Annotated in this window: 15 protein-coding genes; 8 read left to right on the plus strand and 7 right to left on the minus strand. The window is 69.1% G+C overall.

The window, feature by feature from the left end; translation table 11 throughout:
* The first annotated feature begins 60 nt into the window (after positions 1 to 60).
* Positions 61 to 1,023: a LacI family DNA-binding transcriptional regulator gene (locus F6W70_RS01960; RefSeq protein ID WP_170287884.1), complete on the plus strand. Its 963-nt coding sequence runs from the start codon at positions 61 to 63 to the stop codon at positions 1,021 to 1,023.
* Positions 1,020 to 2,126: a glycerate kinase gene (locus tag F6W70_RS01965; protein ID WP_151485783.1), complete on the plus strand. Its 1,107-nt coding sequence runs from the start codon at positions 1,020 to 1,022 to the stop codon at positions 2,124 to 2,126. Before F6W70_RS01960 ends, F6W70_RS01965 begins: the two co-directional genes overlap by 4 nt.
* 64 nt (positions 2,127 to 2,190) lie before the next feature.
* Here F6W70_RS01965 and pgm read toward each other — a convergent pair whose 3' ends face one another.
* Positions 2,191 to 3,834 carry a phosphoglucomutase (alpha-D-glucose-1,6-bisphosphate-dependent) gene (gene pgm, locus F6W70_RS01970; protein ID WP_151485784.1) on the minus strand — a complete coding sequence of 548 codons (1,644 nt, stop codon included), beginning with the start codon at positions 3,832 to 3,834 and terminating at the stop codon, positions 2,191 to 2,193.
* Positions 3,835 to 3,913: 79 nt separating this feature from the next.
* On the opposite strand from pgm, the gene pheA reads away from it, so the two are divergent.
* On the plus strand, positions 3,914 to 4,864 hold the full coding sequence (pheA, locus tag F6W70_RS01975; protein ID WP_017829431.1) for a prephenate dehydratase: 951 nt from the start codon (positions 3,914 to 3,916) through the stop codon (positions 4,862 to 4,864).
* 45 nt (positions 4,865 to 4,909) lie between these two features.
* Here pheA and F6W70_RS01980 read toward each other — a convergent pair whose 3' ends face one another.
* Both F6W70_RS01980 and F6W70_RS01985 read right to left on the minus strand, forming a co-directional pair.
* The gene (locus F6W70_RS01980; RefSeq protein WP_017829430.1) at positions 4,910 to 5,119 is read right to left on the minus strand and encodes a hypothetical protein; all 210 of its coding nucleotides are present in this window, start codon (positions 5,117 to 5,119) and stop codon (positions 4,910 to 4,912) included.
* A gap of 125 nt (positions 5,120 to 5,244) precedes the next feature.
* Positions 5,245 to 6,291, minus strand: coding sequence for an LLM class flavin-dependent oxidoreductase (locus F6W70_RS01985; RefSeq protein WP_200942446.1), 1,047 nt, complete (start codon positions 6,289 to 6,291; stop codon positions 5,245 to 5,247).
* A 53-nt stretch (positions 6,292 to 6,344) separates the two neighbouring features.
* Here F6W70_RS01985 and F6W70_RS01990 point away from each other — a divergent pair, with 53 nt between their 5' ends.
* Complete coding sequence (locus F6W70_RS01990) at positions 6,345 to 8,075, plus strand: cation:proton antiporter (protein WP_151485785.1); 1,731 nt, start codon at positions 6,345 to 6,347, stop codon at positions 8,073 to 8,075.
* An 81-nt stretch (positions 8,076 to 8,156) separates the two neighbouring features.
* Here F6W70_RS01990 and F6W70_RS01995 read toward each other — a convergent pair whose 3' ends face one another.
* The 4 genes from F6W70_RS01995 to F6W70_RS02010 all read right to left on the minus strand — a co-directional run bounded on the left by F6W70_RS01995 (position 8,157) and on the right by F6W70_RS02010 (position 11,223).
* Positions 8,157 to 9,581 (minus strand): dicarboxylate/amino acid:cation symporter, encoded by a 1,425-nt coding sequence (locus F6W70_RS01995; protein WP_318278777.1) that lies wholly within the window; start codon positions 9,579 to 9,581, stop codon positions 8,157 to 8,159.
* A gap of 144 nt (positions 9,582 to 9,725) precedes the next feature.
* A complete protein-coding gene (locus F6W70_RS02000) occupies positions 9,726 to 9,962 on the minus strand; it encodes a helix-turn-helix domain-containing protein (protein WP_151485786.1) in 237 nt (78 codons plus the stop codon).
* On the minus strand, positions 9,959 to 10,606 hold the full coding sequence (locus F6W70_RS02005; RefSeq protein WP_151485787.1) for a hypothetical protein: 648 nt from the start codon (positions 10,604 to 10,606) through the stop codon (positions 9,959 to 9,961). The genes F6W70_RS02000 and F6W70_RS02005 overlap by 4 nt, the downstream gene beginning before the upstream one ends.
* Complete coding sequence (locus tag F6W70_RS02010) at positions 10,606 to 11,223, minus strand: DUF2975 domain-containing protein (RefSeq protein ID WP_151485788.1); 618 nt, start codon at positions 11,221 to 11,223, stop codon at positions 10,606 to 10,608. Before F6W70_RS02010 ends, F6W70_RS02005 begins: the two co-directional genes overlap by 1 nt.
* A 218-nt stretch (positions 11,224 to 11,441) precedes the next feature.
* Here F6W70_RS02010 and F6W70_RS02015 point away from each other — a divergent pair, with 218 nt between their 5' ends.
* The 4 genes from F6W70_RS02015 (at position 11,442) to F6W70_RS02030 (ending at position 16,041) form a co-directional block, all read left to right on the plus strand.
* A complete protein-coding gene (locus tag F6W70_RS02015) occupies positions 11,442 to 13,976 on the plus strand; it encodes an ATP-dependent Clp protease ATP-binding subunit (RefSeq protein WP_055865971.1) in 2,535 nt (844 codons plus the stop codon).
* A gap of 98 nt (positions 13,977 to 14,074) precedes the next feature.
* Positions 14,075 to 14,575: an amino-acid N-acetyltransferase gene (locus F6W70_RS02020; protein WP_017829419.1), complete on the plus strand. Its 501-nt coding sequence runs from the start codon at positions 14,075 to 14,077 to the stop codon at positions 14,573 to 14,575.
* 65 nt (positions 14,576 to 14,640) lie between these two features.
* Positions 14,641 to 15,291 carry a hypothetical protein gene (locus tag F6W70_RS02025; protein ID WP_017829418.1) on the plus strand — a complete coding sequence of 217 codons (651 nt, stop codon included), beginning with the start codon at positions 14,641 to 14,643 and terminating at the stop codon, positions 15,289 to 15,291.
* A 339-nt stretch (positions 15,292 to 15,630) separates the two neighbouring features.
* Complete coding sequence (locus F6W70_RS02030) at positions 15,631 to 16,041, plus strand: hypothetical protein (RefSeq protein WP_017829417.1); 411 nt, start codon at positions 15,631 to 15,633, stop codon at positions 16,039 to 16,041.
* Positions 16,042 to 16,054 lie beyond the last annotated feature (13 nt).

Below are 16,054 nucleotides of genomic sequence, written 5' to 3' on the forward strand. Positions count from 1 at the left end.
CGCGACCGTGTCGAGGAATCTGTCTCCCGCCGGAGGCGTCCGGCGTCCGGTCGCGTGTCGATGGCCATGGTCGCCGCCCGCGCGGGCGTCTCGGGGCAGACCGTCTCGCGCGTCGTCAACGGCAGCTCGCGGGTCGACCCCGACACCCGCGCTCGCGTGGAGCAGGCGATGACCGCACTCGGCTATCGTCCGCACCGCGCAGCGCGAGCCCTGCGCACCGGTCGCTCGCAGACGATCGGACTCGTGGTCACCACCCTGGCGACCGTCGGCAACTCGCGGATGCTGCAGGCGACGGCCGAAGCGGCGGCCGAACGCGGCTACGCGCTCACCCTCGTGACCGCCGCTCACGGGGTCGCCGAGGCCTTCGATCGACTCGCGGAGCAGGAGGTCGACGGCGCGATCGTGCTGAACGAGGCATCGGCCCTGGTCTCCGCCGCTCAGCGCCCCACGGGACTGCGGCTCGTGGTCGTCGACGCACCGACCGGCGCCGGGTTCACCTCGGTGCACAGCGACCACGCGGGCGGGGCCGCCGCCGCCACGCGTCGACTCCTCGGCCTCGGGCACACCACCGTGCACCTCCTCGCCGGTCCTGCCGACTCCTTCGCCGCCGTCGAGCGCGAACGAGGGTGGCGCGAGACCCTCGCCGCTGCCGGCATCCGTCCGCCCGCCGTCGTCCGCGGCGACTGGAGCGCCGACTCCGGGTACGCGGCTGGTCGAGAACTGGCCTCGGCCACTGCCGTCTTCTGCGCCAACGACCAGATGGCGCTCGGTCTTCTGCGGGCCGTCTCCGAGTCGGGTCGCCGGGTCCCGGATGATGTCAGCGTGATCGGCTTCGACGATGTGCCGGAGGCGGCGAACTACCGGCCACCGCTGACCACGATCCGTCAGGACTTCACCGCGCTCGCACAGCGCGCGGTCTCTGCGCTGGTCGATGCGATCGAGGGTATGCCGGAGGCAGAGGGCGCCGCCGTCATCCCGACCGATCTCCTCGAGCGTGCCAGCACCGCGGAGAGCGTGCGGTGACCAGGGTCCTGCTGGCCCCCGACAGCTTCAAGGGCACCATCACGGCAGTCGATGCCGCGGCCGCCCTCGCCGACGGCTGGGCATCGGTCGATCCGACCGCCGAGTTCGTGCATCGGCCGATGGCGGACGGCGGAGAGGGCAGCATGGCCGCGTTCGAAGCGGCCGTGCCCGGCGCCGTGCGGATGCCGCTCACGGTCGATGGTCCGGCGGGGCAGAGGGTCGACACCTGCTGGCTGCTGCTGCCCCCGACGGAGAGCGCCCCGGCGGGCACGGCCGTGGTCGATCTGGGTTCGACCTCCGGCATCGAGCTGCTGCACGAGTTGCGCCCGTGGGACGCCGACACCACCGGTCTCGGACAAGCCGTGGCCGCCGCCCTCGACCACGGTGTCTCGCGACTCGTCGTCGGCATCGGCTCCAGTGCGTCCACCGATGGGGGCACGGGGATGCTCACCGCGCTCGGCGCCCGCTTCCTCGACGCCGCGGGTGCACCTGTCGCACGGGGCGCGCGCGGTCTCGACGACATCGCCTCCGTCGATCTGAGCGCCTTGCGCGCGGCCCCCGAGGTGCGCGTCCTCACCGACGTCACCAATCCGCTCACCGGTCCGCGCGGTGCTGCCGCGGTGTTCGGCCCCCAGAAGGGGCTGCGCGCGGCCGAGGACATCGCTCTCGTCGACGACGGCCTGCGTCGCCTCGCCGACCTGTTGCACATCGACCCTGCCGGTCAGGGCCACGGAGCGGCAGGAGGCACGGGAGCCGCGTTCGCGGCGTGGGGTGGCGTGCTCGCTCCCGGCGCCGCAGAGGTGGCCGCGCTCATCGACCTCGCCGGCGCGATCGCCGACGCCGATGTCGTCATCACGGGGGAGGGGTCGTACGACGGGCAGTCGGGCGACGGCAAGGCACCCTCGTTCCTCGCCGGGCTCGCCGCAGCGGCGGGTGCCCGTGCGATGCTCGCCGCCGGGCGCATCACCGACGACGCCGACACCGCACCGTTCGCCGCGTGCGCTTCCCTCACCGCGCTCGCCGGCTCATCGGAGGCGGCGCTCGCCGAACCGGGGCGCTGGCTGCGCGAAGCGGGAGCCGCCTTGGCGCGCACCGTGGTCTGATCCCGCTCCTGCCGGAGACCCCGGCCACGCGCGGCCGGAGTCGTCGCTCGCTGCGCGGGAGGGGTCAGCCGCCCAGCGCGGCCGACACCACGGCACGGGCCTCGGCCTGCACCTCGGCGAGGTGCTCAGGGCCGCGCAGGCTCTCGGCGTAGAGCTTGTACACGTCTTCGGTACCGGACGGGCGGGCGGCGAACCAGGCGTGCTCCGTCTGCACCTTGAGCCCGCCGATCGCCGCGCCGTTGCCGGGCGCATGCGAGAGCTTCGCGGTGATGTCCTCACCGGCGAGCGTGGTCGCCGTCACGGCTTCGGGGGCGAGCTTGCCGAGGGTGGCCTTCTGCTCCGGCGTGGCCGGTGCGTCGACGCGCTGATAGGCCGAGGCTCCGAAAGCGGTCTCCAGCTCGCGATACCGCTCCGACGGGGTCTTGCCGGTGACGGCGATGATCTCGGCGGCCAGCAGGCACAGCAGGATGCCGTCCTTGTCGGTCGACCAGACCGAGCCGTCCTTGCGGAGGAACGAGGCGCCGGCCGACTCCTCGCCGCCGAACGCGACCGACCCGTCGAGGAGTCCGGGGACGAACCACTTGAATCCGACCGGCACCTCCAGCAGGCGCCGGCCGAGCGATTCGGCCACGCGGTCGATGATCATCGACGACACCAGCGTCTTGCCGATCGCGGCGTCGCGCGGCCAGCCCTCGCGGTGCGAGAAGAGGTAGTCGATGGCGACGGCGAGATAGTGGTTCGGGTTCATCAGCCCGGCGTCCGGGGTCACGATGCCGTGCCGGTCGGCGTCGGCGTCGTTGCCGGTGAGGACGTCGTAGGAGCCCTTCTTCGCCACCAGCGAGGCCATCGCGGAAGGCGACGACGGATCCATCCGGATCTTCTCGTCCCAGTCCAGAGTCATGAAGCGCCAGGTCGGGTCGACCTCGGGGTTCACGACCGTGAGGTCGAGGTCGTGCATCTCCGCGATCAGCGCCCAGTACTCGACGGAGGCTCCACCGAGCGGGTCGGCGCCGATGCTGACACCGGCCGAGCGGATGGCGTCGATGTCGATGATCGACGGCAGGTCGCGCACGTACGCGTCGCGGAAGTCGTAGCCGGTGAGGGAATCCCAGTCGATGTCGGCGAAGCGCTCCAGCTTCACACCCTCGAGGCCGGCGGCGATGAGGGCATTCGCGCGGTCGGCGATCCAGCCCGTGGCGTCGGTGTCGGCGGGTCCGCCGTGCGGCGGGTTGTACTTGAAGCCGCCGTCGCGCGGGGGGTTGTGCGAGGGGGTGACGACGATCCCGTCTGCGCGACTCGGGTCGTCGCCCGCCTTGCCGCGGTTGTACGTGAGGATCGCGTGGCTGAGCGCCGGCGTGGGCACCCACGAGTCGCGGGAGTCGACGCGCACGTCGATGCCGTTCGCGAGCAGCACCTCGATCGCACTGCGCTCGGCGGGAAGCGACAGCGCGTGGGTGTCGCGGCCGAGGAAGAGCGGACCGGTGATGCCCTGCGCATCGCGGTAGTCCACGATCGCCTGCGTCGTGGCGAGGATGTGGTTCTCGTTGAAGCTGTTCGACAGCGAGGATCCGCGATGGCCGCTGGTGCCGAAGACGACCCGTTCGGCCGCGACCTCGGGGTTCGGTGTGCGGTCGTAGTAGGCGGCGATCAGTTCATCGACGTCGATCAGGTCACTTTCCTCCGCGGGGAGGCCGGCACGGCTGGTCATCCCCTCAGTCTGCCCCCTGATCGGCCCGATCGCATCCGAGAAGTCACCAGGAAGAGCGGTCGGCCCGCCGAGGGCTAAGGTGAAACCCGTGACTGAACGCCGCACCTACAGCTATCTCGGCCCTGCCGGAACCTTCACGGAGGCGGCGCTCGATCAGGTGGCCGAGGCCCGCGGCCAGGACTGGCGCCCCGTGCACAACGTGGGTGAGGCTCTCGCCGACGTGCTCGAGGGCCGCAGCGACGCCGCGATGATCGCGATCGAGAACTCGATCGAGGGCGGCGTCTCCACCACGCAGGATGCTCTCGCGACGCTCCCAGGGCTCCGCATCATCGGCGAGTACCTGGTGCGGGTGAACTTCGTGCTGGTGGCCCCTCGGGGGACGACCCTCGATCAGGTCGAGGTGATCGCGGCGCATCCGGTGGCCTACGCCCAGTGCCATGGCTGGCTCGGCGCGAACCTGCCGTCGCACTCGCACGTGCCCGCATCGAGCAACGTCGCCTCCGCGATCGGCGTCCTCGACGGCACGCTGGCAGCGCAAGCCGCGATCGCCGCCCCCGGCATCGTGAATCACTACGACGTAGACGTCCTGGCAGAGGGCATCGGCGACAACGCGCAGGCCGTGACCCGCTTCGTCCTGGTCACCCGCACGACCCGCTCGCCCGAGCCGACCGGCGCCGACAAGACCTCCCTGATCGTCGAGCTCCCGCACGACCACCCGGGTTCGCTCCTCGAGATGCTCGAGCAGTTCTCCACCCGCGGCATCAACCTGTCGCTCATCGAGTCGCGGCCCATCGGTGACGAACTCGGCCGCTATCGGTTCGTGATCGACGCCGACGGCCACATCGAGCACGAGCGCATGGCCGACGCGCTGCTCGGCATCCGCCGCTTCAGCCCGCGTGTCGTCTTCCTCGGCTCGTATCCGCGCGCGGACCGGCAGATCGTGCAGTACCCGGACCGCTACTCCGACGACGTGTTCGTCGAGGCGCGCGATTGGTTGCGCGGCATCCTCTCCGGCGAGCCGGAGGCCTGACGCCGCCCGCCCCCGCCGCCCGGTGCGGCCGGGGCGTCGCGTGTCTCAGTGCTCCTGGAAACGCGGCCAGTCGCTGCCAGGGGCCATATGGGAGTGCAGGGCACCCTTCGCCGAGGCGAGGCTCGGGTACGTGCCCGTGGCCGCGTCGGATCCGACCATCGTGACCGTGTAGCCGTCTTCGTCGTGGCGGATGCTGCCGACGACGCCGTTGCGGCCGTAGGCGACCCAGAGGGCGAGAGTCTTGGTCGTGCTCATCGTCGAACTCCTTCTGCTGCTGCCGAGAGTGCGTTCGCCGAAGGCGCCGCGCCCCTGTCGACGGCACTGTTCGTGACGCTACGCCTGTGCCGCGGGGAATGCCAGGGGTTGACAGGCGCTCGACATCAGCGGTGCAGGGCGGCGGCGATGAGCTCCAGCGTCTGCGCGCGGCCGGTCGGGACATCGTTCGGCTCGGCGTCGTAGGCACCCGCGACAGGAGAGAGCATGACCTCGTCGACGCCGTAGCGGTCGGCGAAGGCGCGCACCTCGGCCGCGACGCTCTCGCCCGTGCCGACGAACCACCGCGAGCGGGCGGCCTGCACGACCTCGTCGGTCGCGGCGTCAGTCACGGCGGCCGCCGCCTGCTCGACGGTCTCGAGGGCGGCGAGGGGCTGGTTCAGGCGCAGGCGCGCCATCATCCGCAGCTGGGGGAGTGCGCGGGCCTCCGCCTCCTCCTGCGTGGGGGCGGCGACGGCGTTCACGGTCAGGAACGTGCGCGGCTCCGGGTGCTCCTCGCTCGGGCGGTAGCCGGTGCGGTAGAGATCCAGCGCGCGCTCGAGACCCTGCCCCGAGAAGTGGTTCGCGAAGACGTAGGGCAGTCCGTGCGAGGCAGCGAGCTGCGCGGAGTAGTCGCTCGACCCGAGCAGCCACACCTCGGGGGTGCCGGTCGCGGCCGGTGTCGCACGCACCGTGTACTCGCCGCCGGAGGTGAAGCGCACGGTGGCGCCGTCGCCCGAGAGCAGTGCGGCGATGTCCTGCACATGACGCGGGAACTGCTCCACGTCGCTGGTGGTTCCGGAGCCGCGCAGCAGCTGCGTGATCACCGGATCGCTGCCCGGTGCACGGCCGAGGCCCAGATCGATGCGTCCTGGCGCGATCGCCTCGAGGGCGGCGAACTGCTCGGCCACGATGAGCGGTGCGTGGTTGGGCAGCATCACGCCGCCAGAGCCCAGGCGCAGACGCGAGGTGCGGGTGGCCGCAGCGGCGATCAGCACGGGAGGAGTGGTGGATGCCACCGAGGGCATGTTGTGGTGCTCGGCGAACCAGTAGCGGCGATAGCCGAGGCGCTCGGCGGTCTCCGTGAGGGCGAGCGAGGCGGCGATGGCCTCGGCGCTGGTCTGGCCGGTGCGGACCGGAACGAGGTCGAGGACGGAGAGAGCTGTATCGGACATCATGGACCACAACGCGGGCCTGTGCGGCTCCATTCCCCCGCTACCGTGGGGGCATGGAAGCAGGCATCTTCTACGTCCTCGTCGGGTCGGTCGCCGTCGCCGCGTTCGCGCGCTGGCGCGGATGGCCGGCACCGCTGCTCGTGACGGTCGTGGCGCTCGCCGCATCCTTCCTGCCGTTCGTGCCGGAACTCGACATCGACGGGCACCTCCTCCTCAGCCTGGTGCTGCCGCCGCTGCTGTACTCGGCGGCGCTGGACGTGTCGTTCGTCGGATTCAAACGGAGCCTGCCGCAGATCCGCCGCCTCGGCATCTGGCTGGTGCTGCTCACGGCACTCGCCGTCGGTTTCGTCGCGTGGTGGATCCTGCCCTCCCTCACCCTTCCCGGCGCGCTGCTCCTCGGTGCGATCGTGGCCCCGCCGGACGCGGTGTCCGCCGCGGCGATCGGCCGCCGACTCGGGCTACCCCGCCGCATCATGACGGTGCTCTCAGGAGAGAGCCTGATCAACGATGCGACCTCGCTCACGCTGTATCGGGTCTTCGCCGCGATCCTCGCGGGCGCCACCGTCTCCGTGCTGGGCGGCATCGGGCAGTTCCTCCTCGCGGTCGGCGTCGGCGTGGCCGTCGGCCTCGTGTTCGGCATCGTCCTGCACCAGCTGCGCATGCGCATCAGCGATCCGGTCGTGATCGGCACGTTCGGGCTCCTCGCGCCGTTCGGGGCCTACGCGATCGCCGAGCATCTGCTCGGATCGGGAGTGCTCGCCGTCGTGGCGATGGGGCTCTACGTCGGCTACAACTCGCCGCGCACCGACTACACGACGCGTCAGCAGGAGAAGCCGCTGTGGCTCTCGGCCGATCTGCTGCTGGAGAGCTTCGTGTTCGCGTACATCGGCCTCCAGTTCCCGCGCGTGCTCAGCGACCTCGGGAGTGAATCGGTCGGGCAGATCCTGCTGCTCTCCGGGGCGGTTCTGCTCGTCGTCGTCATCGTGCGGCCCCTCTTCATCTACCCGACGAGTGCGTGGTCGAACTTCCAGGATCGCAAACGTCTCGAACGCTGGGATCGCGGTGTCGAATCCGGGGAGTTCGACAAGCGGCACCGCAGGTCCAGGCGCTGGGCGAAGTACACCGCCGACGAACTGCGCAGTCACATCGTGCGCGAGCAGATGGCAGGGCTCCAGCTCACCTGGAAGGACAGCGCCGTCATCTCCTGGGCGGGAATGCGCGGAGTGGTGACGCTGGCGATCGCGGTGGCGGCCGCCGACCTCGCGACCCTCGACACCGAGGCCTCGCACGCGATCGTCGTGGTGGCGTTCATCGTCACGGTGGGCACGCTGCTGATCCAGGGGCTGACGCTGCCGATGCTGATCCGCAGTCTCGGCATCGCCAGCGACGTGGATGAGGAGGAGGATGAGGCAGCCCTCGCCGAGGTCCGCGCGAAGAGCCGCGAGGCCGGGAAGAAGTACCTCGCCGAGAAGCGTATCGAGTGGGAGGGCAAGTACGGCGAGGTCGATCTCAGCGTCTTCGACGCCTTCACCAAGCGCATGACCCGGGTCGAGAGGGACACCGATGAGGCGCAGAAGGTGGAGGACGCCGCGAGCCGGCCTTCGTATGAAGACCTCGTTGCGCTGTCGAAGGGCTGGCTGCAGGTGCGTCGTGAGATCCTCCTCGCCGAGCGGGATGCGGGCAACCTCGACGAAGAGGTCATGCGCGAGCTGATCGCCGCGATGGATGCCGAGGAGCTCGCGCTCGACACCCGTGGAGCCACCCGCCAGCAGAGTCGGGCCTGAATCCCCGCACCCTTGAATCCTTGAACGGCAGAGCGCCTCGCCCCATGAAGGGACGAGGCGCTCTGGCGTCGCGGGGTGAGGTCAGCGGGCGCTGACCGGCTCCTTGTCGGTGGACGCATCCGCCTCGGGGGCGTCGTCGTCACCGGAGTCGTCGGCGAAGGGCAGCCCCTCGCGCGGCGCGTTGTAGAGGTCTTCGTTCAGGATGCCCTCGCGCTTGGCGACGATCGTCGGGATCAGCGCCTGGCCCGCCACGTTGACCGCGGTGCGGCCCATGTCGAGGATCGGGTCGATCGCGAGCAGCAGTCCCACGCCCTCGAGCGGCAGGCCCAGGGTCGACAGCGTCAGCGTGAGCATCACCACGGCACCGGTGGTGCCGGCGGTGGCAGCGGAGCCGACGACCGAGACGATCACGATCAGCAGGTACTGCACGAAGTTCAGCTCGATGCCGAAGAACTGCGCGACGAAGATCGCGGCGATGGCCGGGTAGATCGCGGCGCAGCCGTCCATCTTGGTGGTGGCGCCCAGAGGCACGGCGAACGACGCGTAGGAGCGGGGCACGCCGAGGTTGCGCTCGGTGACGCGCTCGGTGAGGGGCAGCGTTCCGATCGAGGAGCGGCTGACGAAGGCCAGCTGCACCGCGGGCCACACGCCCGAGAAGTACTGCTTGATCGACAGGCCGTGGGTGCGCACCAGGATCGGGTAGACCACGAACAGCACGAGCGCGAGCCCGATGTAGACCGCCGCGGCGAACCAGCCGAGGGAGGCCAGCTTCTCCCAGCCGTACTTGATCACGGCCGAGCCGATGAGGCCGAACGTGCCGAGCGGGGCGATGCGGATGATCCACCACAGCACGCGCTGGATGACCTTGAGCAGCGACTCGGTGAAGACGAGGAACGGCTCGGCCTTCTTGCCGGCCTTGAGCGCGGCGATGCCGACGACGGCGGCGACCACGATCACCTGCAGGATGTTGAAGCCGACGCTCGACGAGAAGGTCCCCTCGGCAGCACCGGGCGAGGTGTTGACGGTGAGGCCGAGGAAGTTCTGCGGGATGAGGCCCAGCAGGAAGTTCCACCAGGTGCCCACGGTGTACGGGTCACCGGGCTCGAGGCCTTCGCCGGCGCGGTTGCCGGGCTGGATCACGAGGCCGAGGACGATGCCGATGATGACGGCGATGAACGCGGTGATCGCGAACCACAGGATCGTCTGGCCGGCGAGGCGCGCGGCGTTCTGCACACGGCGCAGGTTCGAGATGCTGGCGACGATGGCCGTGAAGATCAGCGGCACGACGGCGGCGCGCAGCAGCGTCACGTACGAGTTGCCGATGGTGTCGAGCGTGGCCGACAGCCCTGTCGGGTTCTCGGCGGTGGCGCCGAGCTGGCGGCCGATCAGACCGGCGGCGATGCCGAGGACGAGGGCTGCGAGGATCTGGAAGCCGAACGAGGTCAGCAGCTTCCGGACCGGCCCGCGGGTGTCAGGCGCCTTCTGGGCGCGTGCGGTGGTGCTCATGAGGTGGGGACTCCAGAATCGCGGCGCGCCGAGTACGCGCCATGTGGCCCAACGCTATGGCTGCCTGAGAATTCCCTGGGTGGATATGACGAAGGATGACGCGCGAGCCGGGATCCGTTCGGTGGGGCCGGCGGGGGTTCCCCGTCAGCGCGGCGCGAGCACCAGCAGGTCGCCGACCTCGCACTCGAGCGCCTCGCAGATCGCCCGCAAGGTCGAGTAGCGGATGGCGCGGGCCCGGTCGTTCTTCAGCACCGACAGATTCACGATGCTCACCCCCACCGCGGCGCTCAGCTCCGTGAGCGTCATGCCCCGCTCGGCGAGCAGCTCGTCGAGTCGGCAGTGGATGCCGGTGAACTCGTCGTCGCTCTCGGCCGGGGTCATACCAGTCCTTCCGTTTCCTTCTCGAGCGCGAGCTTCTCGTTCTGCAGCCGGATGCCGCGGCGGAACGCCACCGCGATCAGGCCCACCGTCACCCCGGTGGCGAAGATCGGCGCGACGCTCCAGAACTCGATCGGATGCACCGGTTCCCCGTCGCCGATGCCGAGAGCGGAGGTGACGCCGTTGCGGCCCATCGTCTCGAGCATCACGATCAGGATCGGAGCGCCGACGAGCGTCCAGCCGATCACATCGAAGGCTCGCGCGTTCGGACGGACGAAGAAGCGTCCGCGCAGGAAGTTCCAGGCGACCAGCGTCACCGCCGCGATGACCGCGACGGCCGCGAGAGCCCACAGCGCGATGGCGGCGATGATGGCCGTGACCGAGGCCGCGTTCACCCCGTCGGCGATGACCATCGCCTCGTCCGCGAACCCCTCGATCGAGATGGCGCCGGAGTCGGTCGTGGCGGAGATCGGCTGCTGGTCGATGGGGACCGTCCAGGCGATCCCCGTTTCGCGGAAGGTGCCGGCGACGCGCAGGATCGTGGCGAATGCGACGGTGACGAGCGCCGCAGCCGCGTAGAGGATCACGGTTATGGCGTCCGCGGTCTCGGAGCGGGTGGCCGGGGAAGTCGTCTTCGTCATGGTCATCAGACCAATCCTTCCGTCTCGCGCTGCAGTCGATCGCCGATCACGAACGTGGTGCCGATGACCGAGATGATGAACGCGGCCAGGATGAAGGTGAACGGCTCGATGCTGATCACCGCATTGTCGACAGCGTTCTCGGTGACCGCGGAGACGGCGGCGTTGGCCAGCATGTTGTCGAAGAACCGCACGGCCGCGAAGCCGAGCAGGCCGACGATGCCGGCGACCATCACGAGTCGCGTGTTGCGTCGGCTGAACACCGTGCCGCTCAGGATGCTGCGCGCCAGCAGCATCAGGCATCCGATCACGACGATGATCGCGACGATCTGGGCGAGCTGTCCGATGACGCCCGCGCCGATCGCGATCCCCGGCAGGGTCGGGGCGGTGAGGATCGCCCTGTCCAGTTCGAGGGTGATGTTCGCACCACCTGCGCCGAGCGGAGCCTCGATCGGCTGATCCATGAACTCGACCATCACCGGGATCATCGTGCCGCTGAGCAGGGTGACGATGCGGATGATCGAGAAGACCGTGATGTACGCCGCGATCGCCACGCCGGCGATGCAGAAGGCGATGAGTGCAGCGGCGTCGCCGCGGGACAGCGTGCCCTGTTTCGTCGAGGTCATGATCGCTCCTTATCGATGATCGTTGTTAGCGATAAACGATAAGATAACGACAATCGATAAGCTCGTCAATCCCCGTCGCTTTCGACACCTCGTCACACCGCCTGCCATAGCCCCGGTATGCCCACGGCGAACACGGGCATACGTGCCCGATGTGGTGGTTACTCTCGATGTACAAGCGCTTCACGCGTCTTCGCCCCGTGCGAATAAGGAGTCACAGCATGTTCGAGAGATTCACGGACCGAGCCCGTCGAGTGGTCGTCCTCGCCCAAGAAGAGGCGAAGATGCTCAACCACAACTACATCGGAACCGAGCACATCCTGCTCGGTCTCATCCACGAGGGCGAAGGTGTCGCCGCCAAGGCGCTCGAAAGCCTCGGCATCTCCCTCGACGCCGTGCGCGAGCAGGTGCAGGACATCATCGGCCAGGGTCAGCAGCAGCCGACCGGGCACATCCCGTTCACCCCGCGCGCCAAGAAGGTGCTCGAGCTCAGCCTCCGCGAGGCCCTGCAGCTCGGCCACAACTACATCGGAACCGAGCACATCCTGCTCGGCCTCATCCGTGAGGGCGAGGGCGTCGCCGCCCAGGTGCTCGTCAAGCTCGGCGCCGACCTCAACAAGGTCCGCCAGCAGGTCATCCAGCTGCTCTCCGGCGCTCCCGGACGCGAGCCGGCCTCCGTCGGCGCGCAGACGAACGACTCGCAGGCCAGCGCCCAGGGCGGCTCCGCCGTGCTCGACCAGTTCGGTCGCAACCTCACGCAGGCCGCGCGCGACAACAAGCTCGACCCGGTCATCGGGCGCGAGAAGGAGGCGGAGCGGGTCATGCAGATCCTCTCCCGCCGCTCCAAGAACAACCCCGTCCTGATCGGCGAGCCCGGCGTCGGCAAGACCGCCGTCGTCGAGGGCCTGGCCCAGGCGATCGTCAAGGGCGATGTGCCCGAGACGCTGAAGGACAAGCAGCTCTACTCGCTCGACCTCGGCTCGCTCATCGCCGGGTCCCGCTACCGCGGTGACTTCGAGGAGCGCCTGAAGAAGGTCACCAAGGAGATCCGCACGCGCGGCGACATCATCGTCTTCATCGACGAGATCCACACCTTGGTGGGTGCGGGTGCCGCTGAGGGCGCGATCGACGCGGCCAGCATCCTGAAGCCGCTCCTCGCCCGTGGCGAGCTGCAGACGATCGGTGCCACCACGCTCGACGAGTACCGCAAGCACTTCGAGAAGGATGCAGCGCTCGAGCGCCGCTTCCAGCCGGTGCAGGTCAACGAGCCGACGCTGCCCCACGCGATCAACATCCTCAAGGGACTCCGCGACCGCTACGAGGCGCACCACAAGGTGCAGATCACCGACGGCGCTATCGTGGCCGCGGCGAACCTCGCCGACCGCTACGTCTCCGACCGGTTCCTCCCGGACAAGGCCATCGACCTGATCGACGAGGCCGGCGCACGTCTGCGTCTGTCGATCCTGTCGAGCCCGCCCGAGCTGCGCGAGTTCGACGAGAAGATCGCCGCCGTGCGTGAGCAGAAGGAGGTCGCCTCCGAGGAGCAGGACTTCGAGAAGGCCGCATCCCTGCGCGATGAGGAGAAGAGCCTCCTCGCCGAGCGTCTGCGTCTCGAGAAGCAGTGGCGTGCAGGCGACGTCGCGACCTCCGCGGTCGTCGACGAGGGGCTGATCGCCGAGGTGCTCGCACAGGCCACCGGCATCCCCGTCTTCAAGCTCACGGAGGAGGAGTCCAGCCGACTCGTCTTCATGGAGAAGGCCCTGCACCAGCGCGTCATCGGTCAGGAAGAGGCGATCGCCGCCCTCTCCAAGACGATCCGTCGTCAGCGTGCCGGTCTCAAGGACCCGAAGCGCCCCTCCGGCTCGTTCATCTTCGCCGGCCCCACGGGTGTCGGAAAGACCGAGCTCGCCAAGGCTCTCGCCGAGTTCCTGTTCGACGACGAGGCTGCGCTGATCTCGCTCGACATGAGCGAGTTCGGTGAGAAGCACACCGTCTCGCGTCTGTTCGGTGCCCCTCCCGGATTCGTCGGATTCGAAGAGGGCGGCCAGCTCACCGAGAAGGTGCGGCGCAAGCCGTTCAGCGTGGTGCTCTTCGACGAGATCGAGAAGGCCCACCCTGACATCTTCAACTCGCTGCTGCAGATCCTCGAAGAGGGTCGTCTCACCGACGGTCAGGGTCGGATCGTGGACTTCAAGAACACGGTCATCATCATGACCACCAACCTCGGTGCGCGCGACATCGCCGGCGGTCCTGTGGGCTTCCAGATCGAGGGCAACGACTCGACCAGCTACGACCGGATGAAGGGCAAGGTGAACGAAGAGCTCAAGCGGCACTTCAAGCCCGAGTTCCTGAACCGTGTCGACGACATCATCGTGTTCCCGCAGCTCTCCAAGAGCGAGCTGGTGCAGATCGTCGATCTGTTCACCAAGCGCCTCGGCGAGCGTCTGCTGGACCGCGACATGACGATCGAGCTGTCGCAGGCCGCCAAGGAGCGCCTCATCGAGATCGGATTCGACCCGGCGCTCGGCGCCCGACCGCTGCGTCGCGCGATGCAGCACGAGGTCGAGGACCGTCTGTCGGAGAAGATCCTGCACGGCGAGCTCAACTCCGGCGACCACGTGAAGGTCGATGCGAAGGACGGGCAGTTCCTGTTCGAGCACGGCCCGCGCGACGGCGGCCCCGTCGCGGTCGGCGTCAACACCGGCGGCGGCGCGATCTCCGGCACCCCCGACCTGGCGGTCGCCAGCGGGGAGTGACCTCGGTTGAATCATGAGAAGGGGCGGATGCTGCGGCATCCGCCCCTTTCCTGTGTCCGGCACAGGCGCCACCGGGTCACGGGTTCTAGGCTTGTGATGTGAGCGAGTACATCGTCCGGCCGGCGCGCAGCGCCGACATCGTCGGCATCCGTGACCTGCTGCAGCCGCTCGTGGAGCAGCGCATCCTGCTCGGCAAAGACCTGGCGGTGCTGTACGGCGCCGTGCAGGAGTTCGTCGTCGCGGAGGCCGACGGGGTGCTGATCGGATGCGGCGCCCTGCACGTGTTCTGGGAAGACCTCGGCGAGGTGCGCACCCTCCTGGTGCGCGACGACTGGCTGCACCACGGCGTCGGACGTGCGATCGTCGACCGCCTGGAGGAGAACGCCGCGACGCTCGGGCTGACCCGCCTGTTCTGTCTCACCTTCGAGGTCGACTTCTTCGGGCGCCGGGGCTACACGCCGATCGGCGAGCAGGTGGTCGACTCCGACGTGTACTCGCAGCTGCTGCGCAGCGGTGACGCGGGTGTCGAGGAGTTCCTCGACCTCGCCCACGTCAAGCCGAACACGCTCGGCAACACCCGCATGCTGAAGGTGCTCTGACTCCGCCTCCGCCCGTGCCGTGGGGCCTCCCAGGCTGAGAGCGGAGGATCGCTTAGCCTGGAGTCATGCCCCGTCGCTCCGCCGCCGTCTACCGTCGTCGGCGACTGGTCGTGATCGGAGGGCTCGTCCTGGCCGTCGCGGCCATCGGCATCGGCGCCTGGCTCCTGATCGCGCGCCCGTGGGCCGCCGCCGACACGGCATCGCCCGCGCCGGCGACGCCGTCGATGTCGCCCTCGCCGTCTGCCGATCCGTCCGCCGGGGGAGAGTCGCCCGCTCCAGAACCCTCAGCTGCGCAGACCCCGGCGATCGTGGCCTGCGAGGCGGCCGACATCGAGGTCACGGCAGTCACCGACTCCGACACGTACGCGGCCGGGGTGCTGCCGAAGCTCTCGATCTCGCTGACGAACAAGGGCGCCAAAGACTGCACGATCGATGTGGGGTCGACGACCCAGGTCTTCACGATCTCCAGCGGCGCCGATGTCTGGTGGCGTTCGACCGACTGCCAGGAGAACCCGAGCAGCATGATCGCCACGCTCACGGCGGGCACCACGGTCACGAGCAAAGACCCCGTCACCTGGGATCGCACTCGGTCGAGCGTCGAGACGTGCGCGCAGGAGAATCGACAGCGGGCACCGGGCGGAGGAGCTTCGTACCACGTGGAGGTTTCGATCGGCGGGTTCACGAGCCCTTCGAGCGCGCAGATCCTGCTCTACTGAGGCCCGCTGAGTTTCGAAGCGAACTCAGAAGACGCTCTTCGAAAATCGTCGCAAGTCGGGGCTGTTGCTACGAAATCGGGCGATGTTTGCCGCCGTCGGTACGCGGTGCTGACAACAGTGACTCTTTGGGATACCATAGAAGCGACTCTCCGCATCTGCGGCACCAAGCCATCCCCAGTGGCGTCGAACTACAGCGTCCCCAGCGCTTCGACACCGCCGCTCGAGAGTCCGAGGGCCCTCTCGAGTACCCCAGTCCCCAATGTGGGACTCGAGAGGGCCCCAATCGTCTCCACGGCCGAATCGGCGCTTCGCGCTTCGTGCCGTGAATAAGCTGGACACATGGCAGCGAAGAAGGCGAAGGCCGCGAAGAACAAGCCCGCACCCGAGGACTTCCGTTCGGATGCCCTGGCGCAGGCCCTGGAGAAGCAGGACGTCGCTGCGGTCGCTCTCGCCCTCCGCCACGGCACCACGGTCGTGCCGCTGATCAAGCCCGGCGCACGCGACAACCCGCTCGACAGCGGCGAGGTGTGGACCTACCGCGACCCGAAGACCGGCGACCTCGCGCTGCTGCTGTTCAGCGACGCGAAGAACAAGCCGGCCAACCTGCCCCCTGGCGTCGGCATCTACGGTGCCGACTGGCTGCGCAAGTTCCTCGCCGCACACCCGATCACGACGGTGTTCCTCGACATCGCCGGCCCTCACCCCATGCAGGCGGACCCTGCCGAGCTGCTCAAGGCGCTCGACGCCTGAGAGCCCCGACGGT

Source organism: Microbacterium maritypicum, from assembly GCF_008868125.1.
Taxonomy (GTDB): Bacteria; Actinomycetota; Actinomycetes; order Actinomycetales; family Microbacteriaceae; genus Microbacterium; species Microbacterium maritypicum.

Bases quoted from the DNA above. Each gene is read 5' to 3' on its own strand.
- F6W70_RS02000 (WP_151485786.1), bottom strand. From the start codon at position 9,962: ATGACCCCGGCCGAGAGCGACGACGAGTTCACCGGCATCCACTGCCGA.
- F6W70_RS01990 (WP_151485785.1), top strand. From the start codon at position 6,345: ATGGAAGCAGGCATCTTCTACGTCCTCGTCGGGTCGGTCGCCGTCGCC.
- F6W70_RS02015 (WP_055865971.1), top strand. From the start codon at position 11,442: ATGTTCGAGAGATTCACGGACCGAGCCCGTCGAGTGGTCGTCCTCGCC.
- F6W70_RS02005 (WP_151485787.1), bottom strand. From the start codon at position 10,606: ATGACCATGACGAAGACGACTTCCCCGGCCACCCGCTCCGAGACCGCG.
- F6W70_RS01995 (WP_318278777.1), bottom strand. From the start codon at position 9,581: ATGAGCACCACCGCACGCGCCCAGAAGGCGCCTGACACCCGCGGGCCG.
- F6W70_RS01960 (WP_170287884.1), top strand. From the start codon at position 61: ATGGCCATGGTCGCCGCCCGCGCGGGCGTCTCGGGGCAGACCGTCTCG.
- F6W70_RS01985 (WP_200942446.1), bottom strand. From the start codon at position 6,291: ATGTCCGATACAGCTCTCTCCGTCCTCGACCTCGTTCCGGTCCGCACC.
- F6W70_RS02025 (WP_017829418.1), top strand. From the start codon at position 14,641: ATGCCCCGTCGCTCCGCCGCCGTCTACCGTCGTCGGCGACTGGTCGTG.
- F6W70_RS01980 (WP_017829430.1), bottom strand. From the start codon at position 5,119: ATGAGCACGACCAAGACTCTCGCCCTCTGGGTCGCCTACGGCCGCAAC.
- F6W70_RS02030 (WP_017829417.1), top strand. From the start codon at position 15,631: ATGGCAGCGAAGAAGGCGAAGGCCGCGAAGAACAAGCCCGCACCCGAG.
- pgm (WP_151485784.1), bottom strand. From the start codon at position 3,834: ATGACCAGCCGTGCCGGCCTCCCCGCGGAGGAAAGTGACCTGATCGAC.
- F6W70_RS02010 (WP_151485788.1), bottom strand. From the start codon at position 11,223: ATGACCTCGACGAAACAGGGCACGCTGTCCCGCGGCGACGCCGCTGCA.